At 61.4% G+C, this 21,862-nt stretch carries 18 protein-coding genes; 7 read left to right on the top strand and 11 right to left on the bottom strand.

Translation table 11 applies throughout. From position 1 onward, the window contains the following. Nucleotides 1–50 precede the first annotated feature (50 nt). A complete protein-coding gene (locus ACIQUF_RS03565; RefSeq protein ID WP_403128885.1) occupies nucleotides 51–917 on the bottom strand; it encodes a LysR family transcriptional regulator in 867 nt (288 codons plus the stop codon). Nucleotides 918–1,022: 105 nt separating this feature from the next. Here ACIQUF_RS03565 and ACIQUF_RS03560 point away from each other — a divergent pair, with 105 nt between their 5' ends. Next, entirely contained in the window at nucleotides 1,023–2,408 is a 1,386-nt protein-coding gene (locus ACIQUF_RS03560) for an aldehyde dehydrogenase family protein (protein ID WP_403128502.1), read from the top strand. 171 nt (nucleotides 2,409–2,579) lie between these two features. Here the strand turns inward: ACIQUF_RS03560 and ACIQUF_RS03555 are convergent, their stop codons facing one another. Further along, complete coding sequence (locus ACIQUF_RS03555; RefSeq protein ID WP_403128500.1) at nucleotides 2,580–4,487, bottom strand: hypothetical protein; 1,908 nt, start codon at nucleotides 4,485–4,487, stop codon at nucleotides 2,580–2,582. Between the two features lie 40 nt (nucleotides 4,488–4,527). Beyond that, nucleotides 4,528–5,427 carry a helix-turn-helix domain-containing protein gene (locus tag ACIQUF_RS03550; RefSeq protein WP_403128497.1) on the bottom strand — a complete coding sequence of 300 codons (900 nt, stop codon included), beginning with the start codon at nucleotides 5,425–5,427 and terminating at the stop codon, nucleotides 4,528–4,530. Nucleotides 5,428–5,578: 151 nt separating this feature from the next. On the opposite strand from ACIQUF_RS03550, the gene ACIQUF_RS03545 reads away from it, so the two are divergent. From ACIQUF_RS03545 to ACIQUF_RS03525, 5 genes are all read left to right on the top strand, one after another. Then, nucleotides 5,579–6,937, top strand: coding sequence for a glutamine synthetase family protein (locus ACIQUF_RS03545; protein WP_403128494.1), 1,359 nt, complete (start codon nucleotides 5,579–5,581; stop codon nucleotides 6,935–6,937). A 67-nt stretch (nucleotides 6,938–7,004) separates the two neighbouring features. Continuing rightward, entirely contained in the window at nucleotides 7,005–8,093 is a 1,089-nt protein-coding gene (locus ACIQUF_RS03540; protein WP_403128493.1) for a polyamine ABC transporter substrate-binding protein, read from the top strand. Nucleotides 8,094–8,107: 14 nt separating this feature from the next. After that, on the top strand, nucleotides 8,108–9,403 hold the full coding sequence (locus tag ACIQUF_RS03535) for an NAD(P)/FAD-dependent oxidoreductase (RefSeq protein WP_403128490.1): 1,296 nt from the start codon (nucleotides 8,108–8,110) through the stop codon (nucleotides 9,401–9,403). A gap of 377 nt (nucleotides 9,404–9,780) precedes the next feature. Then, entirely contained in the window at nucleotides 9,781–10,374 is a 594-nt protein-coding gene (locus ACIQUF_RS03530) for a DUF1842 domain-containing protein (protein WP_403128488.1), read from the top strand. Nucleotides 10,375–10,393: 19 nt separating this feature from the next. Then, entirely contained in the window at nucleotides 10,394–10,849 is a 456-nt protein-coding gene (locus tag ACIQUF_RS03525; RefSeq protein ID WP_403128486.1) for a DUF1842 domain-containing protein, read from the top strand. A gap of 44 nt (nucleotides 10,850–10,893) precedes the next feature. Here ACIQUF_RS03525 and ACIQUF_RS03520 read toward each other — a convergent pair whose 3' ends face one another. Next, the gene (locus ACIQUF_RS03520; protein ID WP_403128483.1) at nucleotides 10,894–12,270 is read right to left on the bottom strand and encodes an L-serine ammonia-lyase; all 1,377 of its coding nucleotides are present in this window, start codon (nucleotides 12,268–12,270) and stop codon (nucleotides 10,894–10,896) included. Nucleotides 12,271–12,416: 146 nt separating this feature from the next. Here ACIQUF_RS03520 and ACIQUF_RS03515 point away from each other — a divergent pair, with 146 nt between their 5' ends. Then, a complete protein-coding gene (locus ACIQUF_RS03515; RefSeq protein WP_403128481.1) occupies nucleotides 12,417–13,388 on the top strand; it encodes a LysR substrate-binding domain-containing protein in 972 nt (323 codons plus the stop codon). Here the strand turns inward: ACIQUF_RS03515 and ACIQUF_RS03510 are convergent. The 7 genes from ACIQUF_RS03510 to ACIQUF_RS03480 form a co-directional block, all read right to left on the bottom strand. Continuing rightward, entirely contained in the window at nucleotides 13,366–15,018 is a 1,653-nt protein-coding gene (locus tag ACIQUF_RS03510) for a phosphoethanolamine transferase (RefSeq protein WP_403128479.1), read from the bottom strand. The genes ACIQUF_RS03515 and ACIQUF_RS03510 overlap by 23 nt on opposite strands. Before the next feature lie 53 nt (nucleotides 15,019–15,071). Further along, nucleotides 15,072–16,487, bottom strand: coding sequence for an undecaprenyl-phosphate glucose phosphotransferase (locus ACIQUF_RS03505; protein ID WP_403128476.1), 1,416 nt, complete (start codon nucleotides 16,485–16,487; stop codon nucleotides 15,072–15,074). A gap of 186 nt (nucleotides 16,488–16,673) precedes the next feature. Continuing rightward, nucleotides 16,674–17,444: a WecB/TagA/CpsF family glycosyltransferase gene (locus tag ACIQUF_RS03500; protein WP_403128473.1), complete on the bottom strand. Its 771-nt coding sequence runs from the start codon at nucleotides 17,442–17,444 to the stop codon at nucleotides 16,674–16,676. Continuing rightward, complete coding sequence (locus tag ACIQUF_RS03495; RefSeq protein ID WP_403128471.1) at nucleotides 17,444–18,631, bottom strand: glycosyltransferase family 2 protein; 1,188 nt, start codon at nucleotides 18,629–18,631, stop codon at nucleotides 17,444–17,446. Before ACIQUF_RS03495 ends, ACIQUF_RS03500 begins: the two co-directional genes overlap by 1 nt. After that, a complete protein-coding gene (locus tag ACIQUF_RS03490) occupies nucleotides 18,628–19,830 on the bottom strand; it encodes a glycosyltransferase (RefSeq protein ID WP_403128469.1) in 1,203 nt (400 codons plus the stop codon). The genes ACIQUF_RS03495 and ACIQUF_RS03490 overlap by 4 nt, the downstream gene beginning before the upstream one ends. A gap of 33 nt (nucleotides 19,831–19,863) precedes the next feature. Continuing rightward, nucleotides 19,864–20,847: a DUF535 family protein gene (locus ACIQUF_RS03485; protein WP_403128466.1), complete on the bottom strand. Its 984-nt coding sequence runs from the start codon at nucleotides 20,845–20,847 to the stop codon at nucleotides 19,864–19,866. Nucleotides 20,848–20,854: 7 nt separating this feature from the next. After that, nucleotides 20,855–21,832, bottom strand: a complete 978-nt coding sequence (locus ACIQUF_RS03480) for a glycosyltransferase family 2 protein (protein WP_403128463.1) — start codon at nucleotides 21,830–21,832, stop codon at nucleotides 20,855–20,857. Nucleotides 21,833–21,862 lie beyond the last annotated feature (30 nt).

Below are 21,862 nucleotides of genomic sequence, written 5' to 3'. Positions count from 1 at the left end.
TACCTATTATCTGATGCCCTGCCGCCGCTGACGTTCGCGCTGATGCGTGGTCAGCCCGTGCGCCGCTCCTCTAGCAATTTCACGAACATGCTCAGGCTGCGCGACACCGTCCCGCGGCGCCATACCAGCCAAGTCTTGAGGTAACGAAAATCCTCCGACATTGGCCAGGCGCTGACCGTGCTGCAACCTGGCATGTTGTCGAGCATACTGCGCGGCAACATGGCCAGACCGGCACCGGCGCTGACGCAGGCGAGCATGCCGTGGTACGACTCCATCTCGTGGATCTTGCCAGGCACCGCCTGGTCCTGGACGAACCAGTTCTCGAAATGGTGGCGGTATGAGCAATTGGCGCGGAACGCGTAGATGCTCGCGCCATTGACGTCCTGGGCGCGGGTCACCGGGGCGTGGTTGAGCGGCGAGATGATCACCATCTCTTCTTCGAATACCGGCATGCCTTCGAGCGTGGGGTGCAACAGCGGACCATCGACGAACGCCGCCACCAGGCGCCCGGACAACACCCCTTCGAGCATGGTCCCGGACGGGCCGGTGGACAGGTCGAGATCGACCTTGGGGTAACGCTGGTTGTAGGCCGCCAGCAAGGCCGGGATGCGCACTGCCGCCGTGCTCTCCAGTGAACCCAGGGCGAAGGTGCCTTGCGGGTCTTCGCCGGCCACCGTCAGCCGCGCCTCATGCACCAGGTCGAGTATGCGCCGGGTGTATTCGAGGAAGTTCCAGCCAGCGGGCGACAGGCGCAGGCGGCTTTTCTCGCGGATGAACAGCTCGACGCCGAGGTCTTCCTCCAGTTGCTTGATGCGTGTGGTCAGGTTCGACGGCACCCGATGAATATGCTGGGCGGCGGCGCTGATGCTGCCCTGTTCGGCCACGGCTTTGAAGATCTCCAGTTGCACCAGGTCCACAGTCATTCTCCAAACGTGAATGTTTCGCTCATTATTATTCAGTTTTCATTAAAGCCCTAGCCCACTAGTCTGGCCTCACTGATTAACAACAACGAGTGTCCAGCCATGAGCCAGATCAGCAGCCTGACCCACGCCATCTCCCTCGATCCACACAGTGGCGAGCAGATCGGCAGCTACCCGTTCGACACCGACGCCGCACTGGAAGCGGCGCTGCAACGCGCCAAGGCTGGCTACCGTCAGTGGCGCCAGGTGTCGCTGGGTCAGCGCAGCGAATTCCTGCTGGCCCTGGCCAACAGCCTGCAGGCCAAAGCCGAAGCCTTCGCGCAGATGATCAGCCGGGAAATCGGCAAGCCGATCAGCCAGGCCCGTGGCGAAGTGAGCAAGTGCGTCGGCCTGTGCCAGTGGTATGCCGAGCACGGCCCGGCAATGCTCGCCGCTGAACCGACCCAGGTTGAAAAAGCACGCATCGAATACCGCCCGCTGGGCCCGATTCTGGCGGTGATGCCGTGGAACTTCCCGATCTGGCAAGTGCTGCGGGGCGCCGTGCCGGCGATCCTGGCCGGTAACACCTATGTGCTCAAGCACGCGCCAAACGTAATGGGCAGCGCCTACCTGCTGGGCGAACTGTTCAAGGACGCCGGGCTGCCTGAAGGCGTGTTCGAGGTGCTCAACGTCACCCCGGAGGGCGTCACCCGCGCCATCAACGATCCACGCATCGCCGCCGTGACCCTCACCGGCAGCGTACGCGCCGGCATGGCCATCGGTGCCCAGGCCGGCGCCGCACTGAAGAAGTGCGTACTCGAACTCGGCGGCTCAGACCCGTTCATCGTGCTGGCCGACGCCGACCTGGATGCGGCGGTCAAGGCTGCCGTGATTGGTCGCTACCAGAACACCGGGCAAGTCTGCGCCGCCGCCAAGCGCTTGATCGTCGAAGAAAGCATCGCCGAAGCATTCACCAGCAAGTTCGTCGAAGCGACGCGCCAGTTGAAAATCGGCAACCCGCTGGAAGATGACACCTACATCGGCCCGATGGCCCGCTATGACCTGCGTGACGAGCTCGATGGCCAGGTCCAGGCGACCTTGGCCGAAGGTGCCACGCTGCTACTGGGCGGCAACAAGATCGAGGGCGTGGGCAACTTCTATGCACCGACCGTGTTCGCCAACGTCACGCCGGAAATGACCGCCTTCAAGCAGGAACTGTTCGGCCCGGTGGCGGCGATCATCACCGCCCGCGATGCCGAGCATGCCGTGGAGTTGGCCAACGACAGCGAATTCGGCCTGGCGTCGACCATCTACACCGCAGACTACGCCCTGGCCGAGCGCATGACCGCAGCGCTGGATACCGGTGGCGTGTTCATCAACGGTTACTGCGCATCCGACCCCCGCGTGGCCTTCGGTGGGGTGAAGAAGAGTGGTTTCGGGCGCGAGCTGTCGCACTTTGGGGTGCGCGAGTTCACCAATGCGCAGACGGTTTGGCTGGATCGTAACTGATCATGTCGTTGGGGCCGCTTTGCGGCCCTTCCGCGAGCGCAGAGTATTCCTGTGGGAGCGGCTTTAGCCGCGAAGAATGCGACGCGCTGAATGGCATCGGCTCCGCCGGTGTTCGCGGCTAAAGCCGCTCCCACAAATTACCCGCTAAATCAGATATTTAGCACTAGAATCTCAATCGCGTACCTGGTCCTTGACCCAGTCCAGCATCCCCCCGGGCACGATCAACTCATGCCGCGCCCGCGAACACGCGGTGTACAACCCTGCCAGCATCCGCGCCCGCTCATTGCGATTGCCCGCCGTTACCGGTGCGACCATCAGCTCCGGCGAGACCATCACCCGGGCGAACTCCATGTTCTTCACATCCCGTACGCGGCCCAGGAACAGCTTGGGCGCCTTGTCCCAGCGGTAACGGCTCTTGGCCTTGGCGAAGTGCTCCGGGGTGTAGCCCTTGCGCAGCATGTTGGCCACGGCGACGAAGGCCTTGTCGTCGCCCTTGTCTTGCTCCAGTGCCTGCCAGCTGGGGTAACGGAACAGCATCGGGTGGCGTGGTCGGGTACCGTGGCGGTACAACTCGATGCAATCCTCGACGAACAGCTCGAAGTCCTTGCGCGCGCTTTTCAGCAGCACGAACGGCACGCCCTGGTGGGTCAGGCGCTGGAACCAGCCGAACAGCCCCCACTCGTCATCGACGATCAACGCGGTAGGCTGTGCAGGCACCGTCACGGTGTCGAAGAAGCTGACCCGCGTGTAATGCTCGGCACTGCCGCTGAAGGCGGCTTGAATAGCCGCCGGGTGCGCCTGGATCAGGGGGTTCAGCACGTTATCCATGGCCGGACCGGCACGCAGCGAATGGTCGATGTAGCGCTGGCGGATGAAACCGCCATGGTGTGGGCTCAGGCCATTGAGGTTCTGCAGTTCGTCACCCAGGGCGATGACCGACTGCGGGCTGCGGTCTAGCACGCTGAGCATCGGCGCCGACAGCTCATGGGCCTCGTCAACGATCACGTGGGTGTAACGGCTGTCGATCAGTTCGGCCGTCAGCGACAGCAGCTTTACCCGGTGGTAATCGCGCACGGGCAGCTGCACCTCACGCGATGAAGGGCGGATCAGCTCCTGCCAATACAGGCGGGCCTTCTCCAACAGTACTTCCTGGTCCAGCGGCGAGGTACCGGGGCCGGCCCAGGGCAGGTGGTGCAGCTGCAATTGGCTGTCACCGCTGCGGCAGAAGCTGCGCACGGCCTTGATGCACAGGGCCACCACATCGCGCGCGGCCAGCGGGCCGATGTCGGGAATGGCGAGCCATTTCACCACCTGTGCTTCCTGCGGGCGCCACGACAGCTTGGTGCGGTAAGGGTCACGCAGGCGCCAGCCGTTGCTGGTGAGGTCGCGGTTGAGGATCTCGTCGGCCAACTGGCCGAAAGTCATCGCCGTGTAGGCCGCGGCATCCTTGACCCGTGCCTGCAATGCGCGCAGCTGGCCTTCGGTAAGGGCCAGCAGCAAAGTACGTTGCGGGTCGAGCAGACGTGCGAACTGGTGGATCAGGAAGGTCTTGCCGGTACCGGCGAAGCCCTGCACCGCCACCGATTCGTCGACACCCGAGAGAAACTCGCGCAACAGGCGGTTCTGCTGGTCACTGAGCAGCAGATCGCTGGCCAGTGACGGCAGGTACACCGGGTGCAATGGCGTTACGCGCTGGCGGTAGCTGTCGGCGAACTGGAAATTCCATTGCCCCTCGGCATCCTGGAACTCATCTGCCGTGTATTCGACCTCTGGCGAGACCAACGCTACGCCATTTTCACCCAGCAGTCCGAGCCCCATGGCGAACGCCTCACGGTCGAAATGCTGTGCCACCTGGCCTTGGAAACGCCCTGGGGCAGCCCCTTCCACTTCGTTGGCAATGCGCACGATTTCCGCAAAACGCCGCTCCTGCGCATCGGCAGAGACGTTGCCAGGTTGCCGAGGCAGGTTCTGCACGAACAACACCGCAGCAGCCTCGGCCAGGCTGGCGGTGTGAAAAAAGTCAGTGGGTTCGCTGGCCAGACGGTCGGCCTGGTCGCTGGGCAAAGGCAGGTAGAACATCGGAACCTCGGGTGGAAACTGCCTGGCACGATAGCAGGTTTCAGGCCCGTCTGCGCCGCAGCGTCTCGCTCGGAAACTCCTTGAATAATTGCCTGTAACTCTCTGAAAATCTTCCCAAATGCCAGAACGACCAACGCATGGCGACTTCAGCTACGGTCATCTCACCGCCGCGAAGTAGGTCACGCCGGGCTCCGTTGAGGCGGCGCAATCGCAACCATTGCGCGGGCGGCATGCCGGTAAAGGCTTTGAATGCCTGCTGCAGTTGGCGCAACGAAACGCCGGCAACTCCGGCCAATTCCATCAAATTCAGGGTATCTTCCGGACAATCCGCAGCCCACTCACTGACCCGCTGCATGATCGCCCGCTCCTCCCCGCGACGCCCCAGCGCACCACCTTGGAGGCGCTGGCAGGCGTTATCCAGGATGAACAAGCAGTCCTCGAGCAACTGCTCGGCCAGCGCCTGCCCTTCCAGCGGGCAGTCGGCCTGGCCAAGCCGGGTCAGAGTAGCACTGAGCCAACTGCCGAACAGCGCATTCTGCCCGCTGCCCAGCGGCACCATGAACAAGCCTTCGAGGCGCTGCGGGTCAAGCCCATGGCGCGCCAGGAACGCGTGGTCAAACACCACCGCGACTTCCTGGTAATTCTCCGGTGTGATCCAGATATTCCGGCTCTGCTCGTTGAGCAGGTACAGGCTGTTCTCGCTACGGTCGAAGCAGAAAGCCAGCGAACCACTCGGGGCGCGGAAGAATTGCTCGACCCGGGTGTTCAGGCGCTCTTCATACACCTCCACCCCATCCAGCCCCAGACAACGCAGCTCGCCGCTGAAATGTCCTGGCGACATCTGCCGATACTGCTGCTGCCAACCAGGGGTGGCACGCACCTGTTCGGTGACATCGTTGGTGTGGAAAGCCTGAACCTGCAAGGCGTTGGGCGTTGTCACGCTTTGTCCTAGTTGCACTCTTTTGGTGCATTCATTGCCGAAGAAAATGGATAGATCGCCCCGGGGGGCTGCGACCAAGATAGTCCCCAGCGCGGCGCCTGGGAAGCCACCGGCACCCGCCGCGCACATAAAACCCAACCAAGAGGTCTGTATGAACGCCCCCTTCGATCAGCTCTCCACCTGGCTGAAAGAACACCGGATCACCGAAGTCGAATGCGTGATCAGCGACCTGACCGGCATCGCCCGCGGCAAAATTGCGCCGACCGCCAAGTTCCTCCACGAGCGTGGCATGCGCCTGCCAGAAAGCGTGCTGCTGCAGACCGTTACCGGCGACTACGTCGACGACGATATCTACTACAGCCTGCTCGATGCCGCCGACATCGACATGGTCTGCCGCCCCGACCCCACGGCGGTGTACCAGATCCCCTGGGCCATCGAACCCACTGCGATCGTCATCCACGACACCTTCGACAAACAGGGCAACCCGATCGAACTGTCGCCGCGCAACGTACTGAAGAAGGTTCTCAAACTGTACGCGGATAAGGGCTGGCAGCCGATCGTCGCACCGGAGATGGAGTTTTACCTGACCCAGCGCTGCGAAGACCCGGACTTGCCACTGCAGGTACCGCTGGGCCGCTCGGGCCGCGCTGAAAGCGGGCGTCAGTCGTTCTCGATCGACGCCGCCAACGAATTCGACCCGCTGTTCGAAGACGTTTACGACTGGTGCGAACTGCAGGGGCTGGACCTCGACACGCTGATCCACGAAGACGGCCCGGCGCAGATGGAGATCAACTTCCGCCATGGCGACGCGCTGGACCTGGCCGACCAGATCACCGTGTTCAAGCGCACCATGCGTGAGGCAGCGCTCAAGCACAACGTCACCGCCACCTTCATGGCCAAGCCGATCACCGATGAGCCGGGCAGCGCCATGCACCTGCACCAGAGCGTGGTCGACATCGCCACCGGCAAGCCGGTGTTCGCCAATGACGATGGCAGCATGAGCGAGCTGTTCCTGCACCATATCGGCGGCCTGCAGAAGTACATCCCCAAGCTGCTGCCGATGTTCGCGCCCAACGTCAACTCGTTCCGCCGCTTCCTGCCGGACACCTCGGCGCCGGTCAACGTCGAGTGGGGTGAGGAAAACCGCACCGCTGGTTTGCGCGTGCCGACCTCAAGCCCCGAGGCGATGCGCGTGGAAAACCGCCTGCCGGGCGCCGACGCCAACCCTTACCTGGCGATCGCCGCGAGCCTGCTGTGCGGTTACCTGGGCATGGTCGAGAGGATTGACCCGAGTGCGCCGGTACAGGGCCGCGCCTACGAACGGCGCAACCTGCGCCTGCCGATCACCATCGAGGACGCCCTGCAGCACATGGAAGACTGCGAGACCGTGCAGCAATACCTGGGCAAACAGTTCGTCCAGGGCTACGTAGCGGTCAAGCGTGCCGAACATGAAAACTTCAAGCGTGTGATCAGTTCCTGGGAGCGTGAATTCCTGCTGCTCAGCGTCTGATCGCCTGGGGCGCGTTTGCGCCCCCTCCTACACCGAATTCGAAGAACAAGACCAAAGAGGTGTCGACATGCGTCATATGCAAGCCCTGATTCCCGCAGCATTCACCCTGCTGTTCGGTGCGGCCGCCCAGGCCCAGCCTACCGTCAGCGTGTACAACTGGACCGACTATATCGGTGACACGACGCTGGCCGACTTCCAGGCCGGCAGCGGGATCAAGGTCGTGTATGACGTGTTCGACTCCAACGAAACCCTGGAAGGCAAGCTGCTCGCCGGCCGTACCGGCTATGACGTGGTCGTGCCATCGAACCATTTCCTCGCTCGCCAGGCCCAGGCCGGCGCCTTCCTGCCACTGGACCGCAGCAAGCTGCCGAACTGGAAGCACCTGGACCCCAAACTGCTCAAGCAGCTCGAACAGAACGACCCCGGCAACCAGTATGCGGTGCCGTACCTGTGGGGCACCAACGGCATCGGTTACAACGTCGAGAAGGTCAAGGCGGCGCTGGGCATCGAGCGCATCGATTCCTGGGCGGTGCTGTTCGAGCCAGAGAACCTGAAAAAGCTCAAGCAATGCGGGGTCGCCTTCATGGACTCGCCTGACGAGCTGTTCCCGGCCATGCTCAATTACCTGGGCATGGACCCTCGCAGCGAAAAGCCTGGTGACTATGCCAAGGCCGAAGCGCGGCTGCTGGAGTTGCGCCCTTACATCACCTACTTCCATTCCTCCAAATACGTTTCAGACCTGGCCAACGGCGATATCTGCGTGGCCTTCGGCTATTCGGGCGACGTGTTCCAAGCCGCCAACCGTGCGGTAGAAGCGAAAAACGGCGTGAAGATCGCTTACAGCATCCCCAAGGAAGGCAGCAACCTGTGGTTCGATTTGCTGGCTATTCCGAAAGACGCCAACAACCCCGAACAAGCCCTGGCATTCATCAACTATCTGCTCGAACCCCAGGTGATCGCCAAGGTCAGTGCCACGGTCGGCTACGCCAACGCCAACCCCGACGCCAAGGCTTACATGGACGCGTCGCTGGTCGAAAACCCCGAGATCTACCCACCCCAGGAGGTGTTGGACAAGCTGTACATCTCCAGCACCCCAAGCCCGAAGATCATGCGCGTCATGACCCGCTCCTGGAGCAAGATCAAGTCCAACCGCTGAGCCGAGAACGCGCCATGCCTTTCGATACCCAACACACGGCGTCGTACTACGCCGCCACCGCGCGCGATTCCGCGCCCTACCCCAGCCTCGATGGCGAACTGAGTGCAGACGTGTGCGTCGTCGGCGGCGGCCTCACCGGGGTCAACACCGCGCTGGAACTGGCCGAGCGTGGCCTGTCGGTAATCCTGCTGGAAGGCCGGCGGATCGGCTGGGGCGCCAGCGGGCGCAACGGTGGCCAGCTGATCCGCGGCATAGGCCATGACGTCAGCGGCTTTGCACGTTACGTCGGCCAGGACGGGGTGCGCTACCTCAAACAGGCTGGCATCGATTCAGTCGCGCTGGTGGCCAAGCGCATCGAGCAGTACGACATTGCCTGCGACCTGCGGTGGGGCTTCTGTGAACTGGCCAATACACCGGCCCAGTTTGCCGCTTTCAAGGACGAACAAGCGGAGCTGGCCGCGCTCGGCTATCGCCACGAGACGCGGCTGGTCAGCACTGATCGCCTGCACGAAATCGTTGCCAGCGACCAGTATGCCGGGGGCCTGGTGGACATGGGGTCAGGCCACCTGCACCCGCTCGACCTGGTCCAGGGCGAAGCGCGCGCCGCCCACGGCCTGGGCGTGCGCATCTTCGAGCAAAGCCCGGTGCTGCGTATCGAACATGGCGCCACGGTGACCTTGCACACCGCACGCGGCAGGGTCAGGGCGCAGAGTCTGGTGCTCGGCTGCAATGCGCACCTCGATGAACTGGAGCCACGCCTAAGCGGCAAAGTGCTGCCAGCCGGCAGTTACGTGGTCGCCACCGAACCACTGTCCGAGGCCGTAGCCAAGGCGCTGATCCCGCAGAACATGGCCATGTGCGACCAGAAGGTCGGGCTGGACTACTACCGCCTGACCGCCGACCGTCGCTTGCTGTTTGGCGGCGCCTGCCATTATTCAGGGCGCGACCCCAAGGATATCGCCGCGTACATGCGGCCCAAGGTACTCAAGGTATTTCCGCAACTGGCCGACGTGCGCATCGACTACCAGTGGGGCGGCATGATCGGCATCACCGCCAACCGCTTCCCCCAGGTCGGACGGCTGAGCCAGTACCCTAACGTGTATTACGCCCAGGGCTATTCCGGGCACGGCCTGAACGTCACGCACTGGACAGCGAAACTGCTGGCCGAAGGTATCGCAGCCGGGCATAGCCAGGGTTTGGATGTATTCAGTGCCGTGCCGCACCTGACCTTCCCGGGCGGCAAGGCGTTGCGCTCGCCGCTGCTGGCGCTGGGGATGTTGTGGTATCGGTTGCGAGAAGCTTTAGGGTGATGATATCTGCCAATCGACGAGGGCGAAAGTCGCCCCCATAACTTGATAAGTCACCTGACCTTAAAAACCCAAGCATTTGATATTTATACAAATATAGAAAAATCCTCGAAACTACGTGAAGCACTGCAAAAATGGGAGCTAGCCGCTTGTCGGAGATAGTGCAAAAAAGCCATCACGGTTTGGCCGCCCTGCTTTACTCAAGCGGGCTGCCAGGCAGGCGGCACCGTTCACCAAGGATGGCTGCACAAGACGGCTGACAACAGCCGCTCGCACTGGGCCGTTGGTTATTCGCGCCCACCTTCCTCTTTCCTCGCTTTTTCGCCCGCCTGCGCAGCCATGTATGAGTCTGTCATTCATCGAATGCAATGGAGGCAATCATGTCTGAATCACTGCTCGCACCTTCGGCCGGTCTGTTCCCGGTCTCCTACCAGATCGGTAACAACGCGCCCGGCGCCCAGCGCCTGCAGTTGGACTTGCTGGTGTACACCCCGGACCGCAGCCTGAACGGCCATGCGCAAATTACCCAAACCACCAACCCGCCACTGGACTTGCAGCTGGACACCTGGGGCAGCTACAGCTACCTGAGCGTGCAGCCACCGAGCGAAGGCAAGATCCTGCTCACGGTCCAAGGCAACCACGGTGGCGCGCATGCCAATTCACCGCTGCTGCTCAAGCTGCAGGTGCTGCTCGAACATGACTGGCAGCGTGGCGTGGCCAACTATCAGTACTTCAATGGCCAGCGCTGGGTAAACGTGGACAATGTGCCGGTGGTGCTGGAAGGCCAGCGTATCAAGCAGCTGGCCAATGTCGACCTGCAAACCGAGTTGCACAACGCGACGCTGGAGGCAGTCATCGCCACTGGTGATGGTGCGCAGCTCAAAGGCCTGGCCGGCAGCGCCGTCGGCAAGGCCCTGCACCAGGCGATTGAATCGACCACCAGCCCGGCCACCAAGGCCGCCAAGAAAGCCTGAGCAGGCAAGGAGCGACAACATGGCTATCGGACTGTTTCACACCCGTTTGAATGTCAGCAATGGCTTGCTCGGGGCGCCGGCCTTGACCCTTGACCTGCTGGTGAACACCGTGACCAAGAAAGTCACCGGCAAGGCGCGAGCCTCGCAGACCACCTACCCGCCACAGGTGTTCCAGGCAAATGTCTGGGGTGACTACAGCGAGCTGCAGTTTGCCCCGGCCGGCGCGCCTTCGATCGTGCTGAGCCTGGACGGCAGCCCCAGTGGCCCGCTCAGCCAGATTGCGCAGACCTTCCACCTGCACGGCCTGCTGGATGCCGAATGGAACGCAGGTTCGGCCAGTTACCGCTACCTGAGCAACGGCCACTGGATCGATCAGCACGGCCGGGTACGCAAGGCGCCGGATATCACCCACCAGGACCGGCCGCAATTGGCGCAGCGCTTGAAGGCGGCGATCAGCCAGCTGCAGGGCGCGTAACCCCCAGTGTTGGCCGGCAAGGCAGCTTGCCGGCCAACACCTGATCAGCACTCGACGAACGCTACTGCCAGGCCGCCGCGCGAGGTTTCCTTGTAATTGGCATGCATGTCCGCACCGGTGTCGCGCATGGTACGGATGACACGATCCAGCGAAATGAAGTGCTCGCCATCCCCCCGCAGCGCCATCTGCACGGCGTTGATCGCCTTCACTGCTGCAATCGCGTTGCGCTCGATGCACGGCACCTGAACCAACCCTCCCACCGGATCGCAGGTCAGGCCCAGGTTGTGCTCAAGGGCAATTTCGGCGGCGTTTTCCAACTGCGCAGGCGTGGCGCCCAATACTTGCGCGAGGCCGGCTGCAGCCATCGAGCAAGCGGAACCCACCTCGCCCTGACAACCCACTTCTGCGCCGGAGATGGAGGCGTTTTTCTTGCACAGGATGCCGACAGCGGCGGCCGCCAGCATGAACGCCACCACATCGTCGTCGCACGCTTCGGGGTTGAACTTCATGTAGTAGTGCAGCACCGCAGGGATGATGCCCGCCGCGCCGTTGGTGGGTGCGGTCACCATGCGCCCGCCGGCGGCGTTTTCCTCGTTGACCGCCAGGGCGAACAGGTTGACCCACTCCATGGCGCTCAAGGTCGAGCCGATCACGTTCGGCTTGCCCAGCTCCTGCAAGCTGCGGTGCAGGCGCGCCGCGCGGCGCTTGACGCCCAGTCCGCCCGGCAGGATGCCTTCATTGCGCAGACCGTTGACTACGCACTCACGCATGGCCGCCCAGATGCGCAGCAAACCTTCACGCACTTCGGTTTCAGGGCGCCAGGCGCATTCGTTGGCCATCATCAACTGGGCCACGCTCAGCTGGTGAGCCTTGCACAGCGCCAGCAACTGGGCGCCACTGGAGAATTCGTAAGGCAGGGTGACAGCATTGGCCTGTTGTTGGGGTGCATCGATTTCGCCTTGCTCGACAATAAACCCGCCGCCGACGGAATAGTAGGTCTGGCTGAACAGGCTGCCTTGGCCATCAAACGCTTCCAGGGTCATGGCGTTCGGGTGATACGGCAGGTTCTCGTCCAGCAGCAGCATGTCGCGGCTGTAGACGAAGTTCAGCGGCTGTGTGCCATCGAGCATCAGGCACTGCTCCTGCATCACCTGGCCGATGCGCGACTCGATGGTGGCCGGGTCGATACGGTCCGGCCATTGCCCCATCAGGCCGAGCAAGCAGGCGCGGTCGGTAGCGTGGCCTACGCCAGTGGCCGATAACGAACCGTACAAGCGCACTTCGACTCGATTTACCTGCTCAAGCAAACCCTGGGTTCGCAAGGCCTGGGCAAAGGTCGCCGCTGCCCGCATCGGGCCTACCGTGTGGGAGCTGGAGGGGCCGATGCCAATTTTGAAAAGGTCGAAAACACTGATAGCCATGCTAATGCCTGACCACGCTCGGCTGAAATGCCGACACGCGGTTATCTGAAGAAATTGAACGCAACTGCGGATTGGCGCGATACTGCGCCGCTCAAGCGTTGATGACCAACGAAACTTCCTAAGCAAGGCTTTAGCGGTACTAAACAATGCGACGACAACTCAATGGCCAGATGTTCGTCTGGCTGCATGTTTTTTCCTGCGCGGCCAGGCACCTGTCGTTCACCCGCTGCGCCGAGGAGCTGCACATCACCCCCGGCGCGGTCAGCCAGCAGATGCGTCAACTGGAAGAGCGCCTTGGCTATCGCCTGTTCCAACGGCGGGCCCGCGGCGTGGAGTTGAGCGCCGAAGGCCAGCGCCTGGCGCAGACGGTAGCCGAAGCCTATGGCAGCATCGAAGCCGAGCTGTTGCGCCTGGATGCCGGCGAAATCCGCGGCACCCTGCGCCTGCGCTCGATTCCATCCTTCCTGGCCAAATGGCTGACGCCCCGCTTGCCACGGTTTCAGCAACGTTACCCGGATATCGAGTTGCGCCTGGTGGCCGAAGACAGCGCCCACGCACTTCACCCAGGTGACTTCGACCTGGCCATCGACCTGAACGATGGCAGCTACCCGGGCATGCTCTCCACACCCTTACTGGACGAACAGATCTTCCCAGTCTGCTCCCCTGCACTGCTGCGCGGCCGACCGCCACTGCACGGCCCCGCGGACCTGGCGCACTATCCGCTGCTGCACGACATCACCGCCTGGCGCGGCAGCTCTGACTTTACCGAGTGGGAGTTCTATTTGGAGGGCATCGGCGCATCTGGGCTGGATGTACGGCGAGGGCATACGTTCAACCGCAACCACCTGACCATCGAGGCGGCGATTGCCGGAGTTGGCGTGGCGATCGCCCGGCGCACCTTGCTCAACGACGAACTGGAGCGCGGTGCGTTGATCGTGCCGTTCGGCGTACCCATCGCCAACCACAAGCGCTATGTGGTGCATTACCCACCGGGCGGGCTGAACCAACCGGGGGCACGGGCGGTGCATGACTGGCTGGTGGAAGAAGCGAAGAGCTTCCTTACCCAGCACCCCCTGCAAACCAGCACGGCCGCGATCAATCCGCCGCAACCCGTTTGACGTCGAAATCGAACGACGGCACGTAGCCCGTGGCGAGCTGGTGTGGGCACTTCGACGAGACGAAATCGTTGCTCAGCAGGTCTTGGGTACTGTCATATCCGGGCATCGAAATGCCGGTGATATTCAGCAGCGTATGCGGCAGCGAAGAAATACTGGCGCGCTGCCCTTCCCTGTCCTTCAGCTTCTGCAGCTTCTGCCACTGCGGCTTGGACCAGTTATCGGACCCCCAGATAAACGCCGCGACCGAAAGGTCATACTCGTTGCCCATACCATGGCCCAGCAGGTTGCGGCTGTCGTCCAGCAAATTCTCACCATGATCCGACGCGTACACCAACAGCGACTTACGTTGACTGGTTTTCAGCTGATCGATGAGCCTCCCCAGCAGCCAGTCGGTGTACAGCACGGAGTTGTCGTACTCGGCGGTGATCCGGTCCTTCGCGCTGTCAGTGGCTGGCTTGAACTTGGCGAACTCACGCGGGTAGCGGCGGGCATACTCGAAATGGCTGCCTTTGATATGGATGAAAATCGCCTGCTTCTGTGCGCCGCCTTGCTGGATGATTTTTTCGTACTCCGAGATCAGTGCGCCATCGTAGCTGCGCTCGAAGTACTGACGATATTCCGCCTCTGCCGCCATTTGCGGAATGATCCCGCCAAAGCTGTCGACCTCCTGCGAGGACAACCAGTAGGTCATGTAACCGGCCGCGCGATAGATACCCACCAGGGACTTGGTCGAGGCGATCAGCTCCCAGTTTTTGATGGGCTCCAGGCTGAGCAGTGAGGGCACTGCAACCGACGTATAAGGTGCAGTCGTACACATGCTGTTGAACTTGAACACGCCCGACGCCTTGTCAAGATTCGGCGTCGTTGCATTGTGGTAACCGAACAGCGACCAATTATGCGGACGCGATGATTCACCGATCACGAATACCAGGGTTTCTAGTTCGGCATCTTGCGCTATCGCGGTTATCTTGACTTCAGATTCCAAACGCTGCTTTATGTAAGTTTTCGATTCCGTGTACAAGCCCAGCGTCAAACCTATCTGCGACAAATAGCCCATCGGCGTGCTTTGATCCTTGGCGACAAGATCCAGCACCGCGCTTTTACCAAACGAATTAAGTTTAACGGTCTTGTAAAAGTACGCCCCATATCCCAACAACAAGGCTGCCACGGCCAAACAGAACACTGCTTTATTTTTGTAGAGTCGGCGTCCATAAAGACCGGCCAAGCCAACACCGTAACACGCCACGAACACCAGCAGCACCATGGCGATCGAATGCCAATAGGTCACCAGGAAGTCACCGGCTTCCTTATAGTTGGTCAATCCAATAAAAAGATAGGCCGCCGTCAAACGCGAGCCGAAATTGAGCACCAGAAACAGATCAATGCTGGCCGCCAAATAAAACGGCAACAAAAACACATGAACCTTGAACTGATTGGCAGACACGAAACGTAGTGCCACCAGCCACAACAGCGATATGGCAAGGGTATAAAAAATCAACAAGTCCGTTTTCGAACATCTGCAGTCAGCGAGCAACCTGACCATCAATGGCGACAACAGAAATGACCACAACAGCAGGGTCGGCCACTCTGCTTTCGCAACCTTTGACGCACCCTCACCCAGCCAAGACATGGTTTTCATTATTTTTATGACCGTCGTCTGAGTGTCAGGTTAAACGCAATCCGCTAGTACGCCTGCTTGCCGGTGAAGGCATTGAGGGTCCGCACCAGGATCACGAAGTCGAGCCAGAGCGACCAGTTGTTGATGTACTCGATGTCCGAGTTCACCCGCTGAATCATCTGTTCGATGTCCTTGGTTTCACCGCGGTGACCGCGCACTTGTGCCAGGCCAGTCATGCCAGGCTTGATATTGTGGCGAGCGAAGTAATCGACGATGTCCTGGGAATACAGCGTGTCGTGCTGCAGCGCGTGCGGGCGCGGACCCACCAGGGACATCTCGCCCGTCAGCACATTGAACAGCTGCGGCAGCTCATCCAGGCTGGTACGACGGATGAAGGCGCCGACCCGGGTCAGCCTTGGGTCGTTCTTCTGCGCTTGTTGCACTACGCCACTTTCAGGCTGGTGCACACGCATGCTGCGAAACTTCCAGATGCGGAACGACTCACCGGTCCAACCCGTGCGTTCCTGGCGGAAGAACACCGGCCCCGGGCTGTCGAACTTGATGACCGCAGCGACCACCAGCAATACCGGAGAGGCGCACAGCAAAATGAACGCGGCCAGCACGCGGTCTTCGAGGTTTTTCAGGAATAGGCTCATGCCAGTCAGCGGTGTTTCGGACAGGGTCAGGACCGGAATACCGGCAATTTCACGGACGCTGTGGTTGATCAGGCGCAAGGAGAAGATGTCCGGCACCCAATTGACCGCGATGCATTTGTCCAGCAGCCTCAGGTAGACATCGTTGATCAGTTCCGAGCCACCGAGCGGCGTTACGATATACACCGTACGGATCGCCTGTTTGGCGATGATCTCATCAAGGTCGCCGATGCGGCCCAGGACAGGCAAACGAAGTTTCGCCCCTGCCGCATCCGGCCCCTCCACTTCATCGATCAATACGCAACCCATTACCCGTTCGCCGAACCAAGGGTTGTTGCTTATTTTCTGATAAAGGAAGTTGGCCAGGTCGCCCCCGCCAATAATCAAGGCATTGTCCAGGCGCGCGCGAGCGGTAAAACGCTTTTGCAATTCACGCATGACAATATGCAGCGTCAATTGAACAATATAACCAATCACAAATAACTGCCCGACCAGCAAGCGCGAGTAGGTTTCACTTTGCTTGGTCACAAAGGCAATAACCACGAGGAAACAGAACGTCGCCGACCACGCCTTGAATAGCCTGAAAGCTTTCACGGAAAGCCCGACGTTACTTCTATAAATTGCATAATGGTCGTAAATTACAGCCAGTGCACCGATTAACAGCAACAGCATGATTACATAGTCTGACGTAATATAACCGAACCGGTCATAAATCAGGTACCACGCAACACCGGTAACAGCCACCCCGTCCAGGCCCGCCTGAATGGCGTTACTCACGCTACTTCTGCGCTGGAGCAGGGAACGGCTGCTTCTAGGCTCGAATACCATTATGAGGCCTCATTTATAAGTGCGCGACAAACGAATGTCCATTACACCAACGCGATAAAACCAACCTTAGATTTAATACAAAATCATAAAATTCGACTGCGGCACCCCACGCCGTTAGCTTTCACTGTAGCAGCACCCGGCCAGCAGTGCGGGAGCGATTCCGTCCTGCCGTCCGTTCTGGCCGATTCACCCTGCCGGCCGCTTGCTCGAAGCCTGCGCAAGTGTCGCTTTCGTGCACAGCATGGCGCGCAGCATGAACAGTGGGTTGCCCACCACATAGCGCACGAACAACCGCTTGGGTTCCCTGAGCAGTCTGTAGACCCACTCCCCCCCCAGCCGACGCAACCAGTTCGGCGCGCGGGTGACCTTGCCGCCGATGAAATCCAAAATGGCCCCGCCGCAGACGATCAGGCAGGGCCTGCCAATCTCGGCCAGTCTTGCCGCGACGGTTTCCTGCTTGGGCATGCCCATGCCGAGTACGATCAATTCTGGCTGCAATTGCCGGGCAATCTCGATGTAAGTGTCGACATCAGCAAAACCATCGTGCACCGACACGACCTGCACTCCGTAAAGGGCTTCGCTGCGCTGCGCGGCCTGGCTCAGATACGGCTCCTGGGTACCCCAGAATGCCACTCGCCTGCCACTGAAGGCGGCCAACAGCTCGGGGATGAAGTCGGTGCCATTCATGTTCAGGCCAGGTGCCAGCCCCAGGCGGCGGTACAGTATCGCGATACCGGAACCATCACGCAGCAATACGTCAGCGGCGGACAATGCCTGGCAGTATTGTGCGTCGGCGGCCACCAGGTTCATGGCATGGGCATTGACGAAACCCAGCACAGTTGCCGCCTGTGGTGCGCACAGTGCCCGCAGCACTTTCTGCTCGTCAACAGGGTCACTGACCACACGCAATTTGCCGATGATCGTCTTCCAGCGCTTCAGCCAAGCCCAGTCGTCCATTAGTTGTCATCCCGTTTCGAGCGCACCCATTCCACTTGGCGCTTGAGCAGAAAACCGAGGTACAGGGGAATCTTCTTCGCCGCGTAGAACGGGGCGTATAGCAATACGGAAAACGGGATCAGCTCGCGCGAAAAACGCCACCAGGCCAAGAGCACGGCGGTGCCCAGCAGGGCCAGGTTGGCTGTGGCAATCAACGCGGGCGTCAGAACGCCAAGTAACAGAAACGCCGACCAGGCCAGGACGAATACCACCATCATGGCCAACGATAGCAACGCCAGCGGTGGTACCAGCAGGTCGATGGTCATGGCCAGCAAGGGCCAGTTACCCTGCTTGAGCGCACGGCCGATCAAGCCCGGCCCCTCTGCCAGCACCAAGCCCAAATGCCCATGCTCCCAGCGTTTACGCTGGCTGCTCAGGCCCTCCTGGCTGGTCGGGAATTGGCTGGTGACCTGCGCGGCCGGGCAGAACAACGGCGGTTTGCCGTCACGGCAGAGCTCCAGGCCGAGCTTGATGTCCTCGACCAGGTGGCCTGTCGCCAAATTGGCGGCGGTCACGTCCTGCCAACTGAACGCCATGCCTGCCCCCATCAACTGGCACGGCAGGCCGGCCCTCGTCCAACCGCGTGGGCGAACCAGGTTCTTCACGCGCCAGGCAAACTCGGCAACCTGCACCTTCAGCCCGGCACCTGCCGGCGCGTGCATCAGGTAGAGCGACTGTACAGGCCGCCCAGACTCGACACAGCAGTGGGCCAGACGTTCGATCGCACCTGTCGACACCTGGCAATCCGCGTCGATGATCAGCACCACCTGGGGCGGGTCTTCGGCCAGATGCCTGACGCCATAATCCAGCGCATAGCCTTTGCCGCGCAGGTGCGCATCTTGCCGCTCGATCACCTCTGCACCGGCGGCGCGTGCCAATACAGCGGTGTCGTCGCTGCAGTTGTCCGCCACTACCAGCAGCCTATCCCCCTCCACCAACTGCGGCCGGATGGTGGCCAGCGCCGAGGCAATCACCGATGCCTCGTTGTGCGCGGGTACCAACACCGCCACCCGTGGTCTTGCGCCTTTGAGCATCGGCGCGGGCCGCGCCGGCAGGCACGCCAGCAGCACCTGGATCAACAACACCAGCACCGGCAACAGCACCAGCAAGGCCAATGCGCCCAGTAGCCAACTCAGTAAAGTCATCATGCAATTGCCTTGAAATAGCCGACCAGCCTGGCCGCTTCGGTGTCGATATCGTGGCGCTGCAGCACGCGTTCATAAGCGGCATCACCCATTCGCTGCAGGGCATCGGCAGGTTGCGCCAGGCAGTCGGCCATCGCCGCCGCCAATTCCTCGACGGCGCCTGCCGGGAACAACCAGCCGTTCTCGCCCTGGCGAACCAGTTCGGGAATACCGGCGACATAGGTAGTGAGCACTGGGCGACGCAGGGCCATTGCTTCCATGATCACCACTGGCAATCCTTCAGCGAAGCTGGGTAATACCAGCGCGCGGGCGGCGAGGATTTCTTCGCGCACCTGGGCACTGCTGATCCAGCCGGTGACGCGGACCTGGGCTTGCAAGCCGTGGCGGGCAATCAGCGCGTCGATCTGCGCGCGCATTTCACCGTCACCGGCCAGCACCATTTCGAACGCGATGCCCTGGGCCATCAGGATCCGCGCGGCTTCAAGTAGCAGTAGCTGGCCCTTCTGTTCACACAAGCGTCCCACGCAAACCAACCTCGGCGCAGCCGGTGGCGCCACGGCGGCGCCTTCGTGAAAGCCCCGCTCCAACCCACAGTGCACCACCTTGACCTTTACCCAATGCTCATGGGCGACCCAACGAAACAACTGACTGCGCCCGTACGAACTGACCGCCGCGACGAACGCGGCGCGGCGGACCTTTTCTCCCATGTGCAGAAACTGAGGTTTATCGAACTCTTCCGGCCCATGCACGGTGAAGCTATAGCTCGGCCCGCCGAGCGCGTTGGCTAGCATCACCACTTCGGTAGAGTTGGTGCCGAAATGCGCGTGCACGTGTTCAGCAGCAAAGGCTTCCAGCCACTGCACGACACGGCACGCTTCGGCCAGATAGACCAAGTGATAGGGCCAGGCGCGATCGGCCCGCATACCCATGCGCAGCGCCAGACTCAGCGCGGCGAAAAACCTTCGTGGCTGAGCGCGCAGTACGTGAAACACGGGCTTGAGCAGCCCCCTGACCCCGTCTTGCAGGACATATTGCGTTCTACCCCGTTCGGTCAGATCGTCGCCGTCCTGCAACTCGGCATCCCAGCCACGCAGGGCGATGCGCTGAACCTCGATGCCCTGGCGTTCCAACGCAAGGATTTCCCGCCGTATGAAGCTGTGACTGACCTTTGGATACTGATTGATGAAATAAGCAATGCGCATACGCCCCCAAATCGAAGTCCGTTCACTCAATGGTCAAGTCGACTCCGCGATGCCCTGACCCTTCTTGCTGTTCGTCACTGGCTGCAGCGGCAGCTCTTGGTGCCCAGTGGTCCCAGGCAATGCTGCTTCTATCCGGGCAAACACAGCGTCCAGCAGCTCATTACGCCTGCGGTACATGGCACGCTTCTTTGGCGCAACCTCTTCCAGGGTCCGCTTTGCCGGGGCCAGCCCAAGCGTGAAGAAATCTTCGCGCGTCGAGGCTTCGGCGCCGTTCTCCTGCCATATCACATCATAGTTGGCGGCCAGGTCCTCGGCCTTGTCGACGCCAAAATAGGGGTGGCGGTGGTGCCGGCACGCGTCACTGACAGCATAGATGCGTGCTGCGCCAATCGCTCTGGCAAGGCACTTGACTGCCTCGACCAGGAAGCTTCTTGGGCGTAGCCCTTCGAAATCCTTGGTCAGGTCACGGTAGATAGTCAACGACGTCTCGCTGTCGATGCCCTTATGGATGCCCTGCACCGCACCGATGAACAGCTCCAGCTCGCCTTTGCTGCGCGCCAGCGTGAACGCGATAGAGGCCACGCGCAGGTCGCCCTGGAACAGGTTGAGCACCAACTCCCCTTCGCGCTTGAACCAGATGGGACGATCCAGCACCAGGGTGCAGCCTTTGGAATACGTCGACAGGTCGCAGACAACTCGGTTTTCGTCACGCCCCAGCAACAACAGTGCGGGGTAGTCCCTGGCGACCACTTCGTAATGCGAGGCCACCACCTCGAACCGCTCAGGGGCATCCCAGACTTTGCTGATGTAGGGCCACTGCACCATACCGATGCAGTCCACCCCCAACCTGGCAAAGCGTTCCTCGCCCAAGGCAGCCGACATGCGTTGAATGAACCCGCGCAGGTCCGGCCACTGCTGGTGCATCGCAAGCGCCAACTTGCGCTTGTTGTTCAGTGCGCGCAACGAGAAGCCGGGTTGCAGGATGAGCACACTTTTGGCTAATGATCCAAGCATCATAGGCATCTCATTTGTACTCGATCAGCACCGGCTTGCCGGCCGCGAATTTGTTCAGCCAGAATTTCACCTGGCCGAACATTTCAGGAAATTTGCCCAGTACCAGAAATACCGCCTGCAACCAGTTCTCACGCGCCGATCGGCCGCCGCGCCGCGCCAGACGCGCAGCCTGCAGTGGGTAGATCAACAGCAACAGCAGCCACCACGGCCCCAGCAGCATGCTCACCAGAACGATAGACAGCGGGATGCCCAAACCCCATAACCAGGCACGCCGCGATTCGCGCAGCCAATGCCGTTCAGGTGGCGCCCCGTGCAACGATGCGCCTTCGGCATAGGCATAGCCCGCGCGCAGGCTGCGCCGCCACCACTGGCCGAAGCGGGTCATGGCGGCATCGTGCAAGGTCATTTCAGCGCCCAGGCGCCAGACTTTCCAGCCAGCCGCTCGCAGCCGGACACACAGTTCGGGTTCCTCGCCAGCAATGAGTTCAGGGCGATAGCCAGCCACGGCCACGAACGCGTCGACCCGCATCAGTGCGTCACCGCCGCAGGCCTTGGCTTCGCCCAGGGGCGTATCCCACTCCAGATCACACAGCAAGTTATAGACCGAGTGCTGGGGGAAGCGCTCACGGCGTCGCCCGCAGACCACCGCCACCTGCGGGTGCGCATCGAGAAACACTTGCGCCTTGGCCAGCCAGTCGGCATTCACCTCGCAGTCGCCATCGACGAACTGCACGTGGCGGACCGAGGGCAGGTGTTTCTGCAGGCAGGCAAACCCTTCGTTGCGGGCGCGTGCGGCCGTAAACGGAAGGGTCATGTCCAAGGCCAGCACCTCGACGCCAAGCGCAGCGGCCCGTGCGGGCGAACCGTCAGTGGAACCCGAATCGACGTAGACCACCTTGTCCGCGCGCCCGGCCAACGACGCCAGGCAGCGCTCAAGGCGCAGGCCCTCATTACGGCCGATTACCACCACTCCAATGCCTTTCACCATGGGGCCTCACTCGACAGCGCTGAACGGAAC

Source organism: Pseudomonas sp. NPDC090233 (assembly GCF_044772285.1).
Classification (GTDB): domain Bacteria; phylum Pseudomonadota; class Gammaproteobacteria; order Pseudomonadales; family Pseudomonadaceae; genus Aquipseudomonas.
The sequence above is the reverse complement of the archived record's forward strand: the minus strand, read 5'-3'. Positions and strand labels throughout refer to the sequence as shown.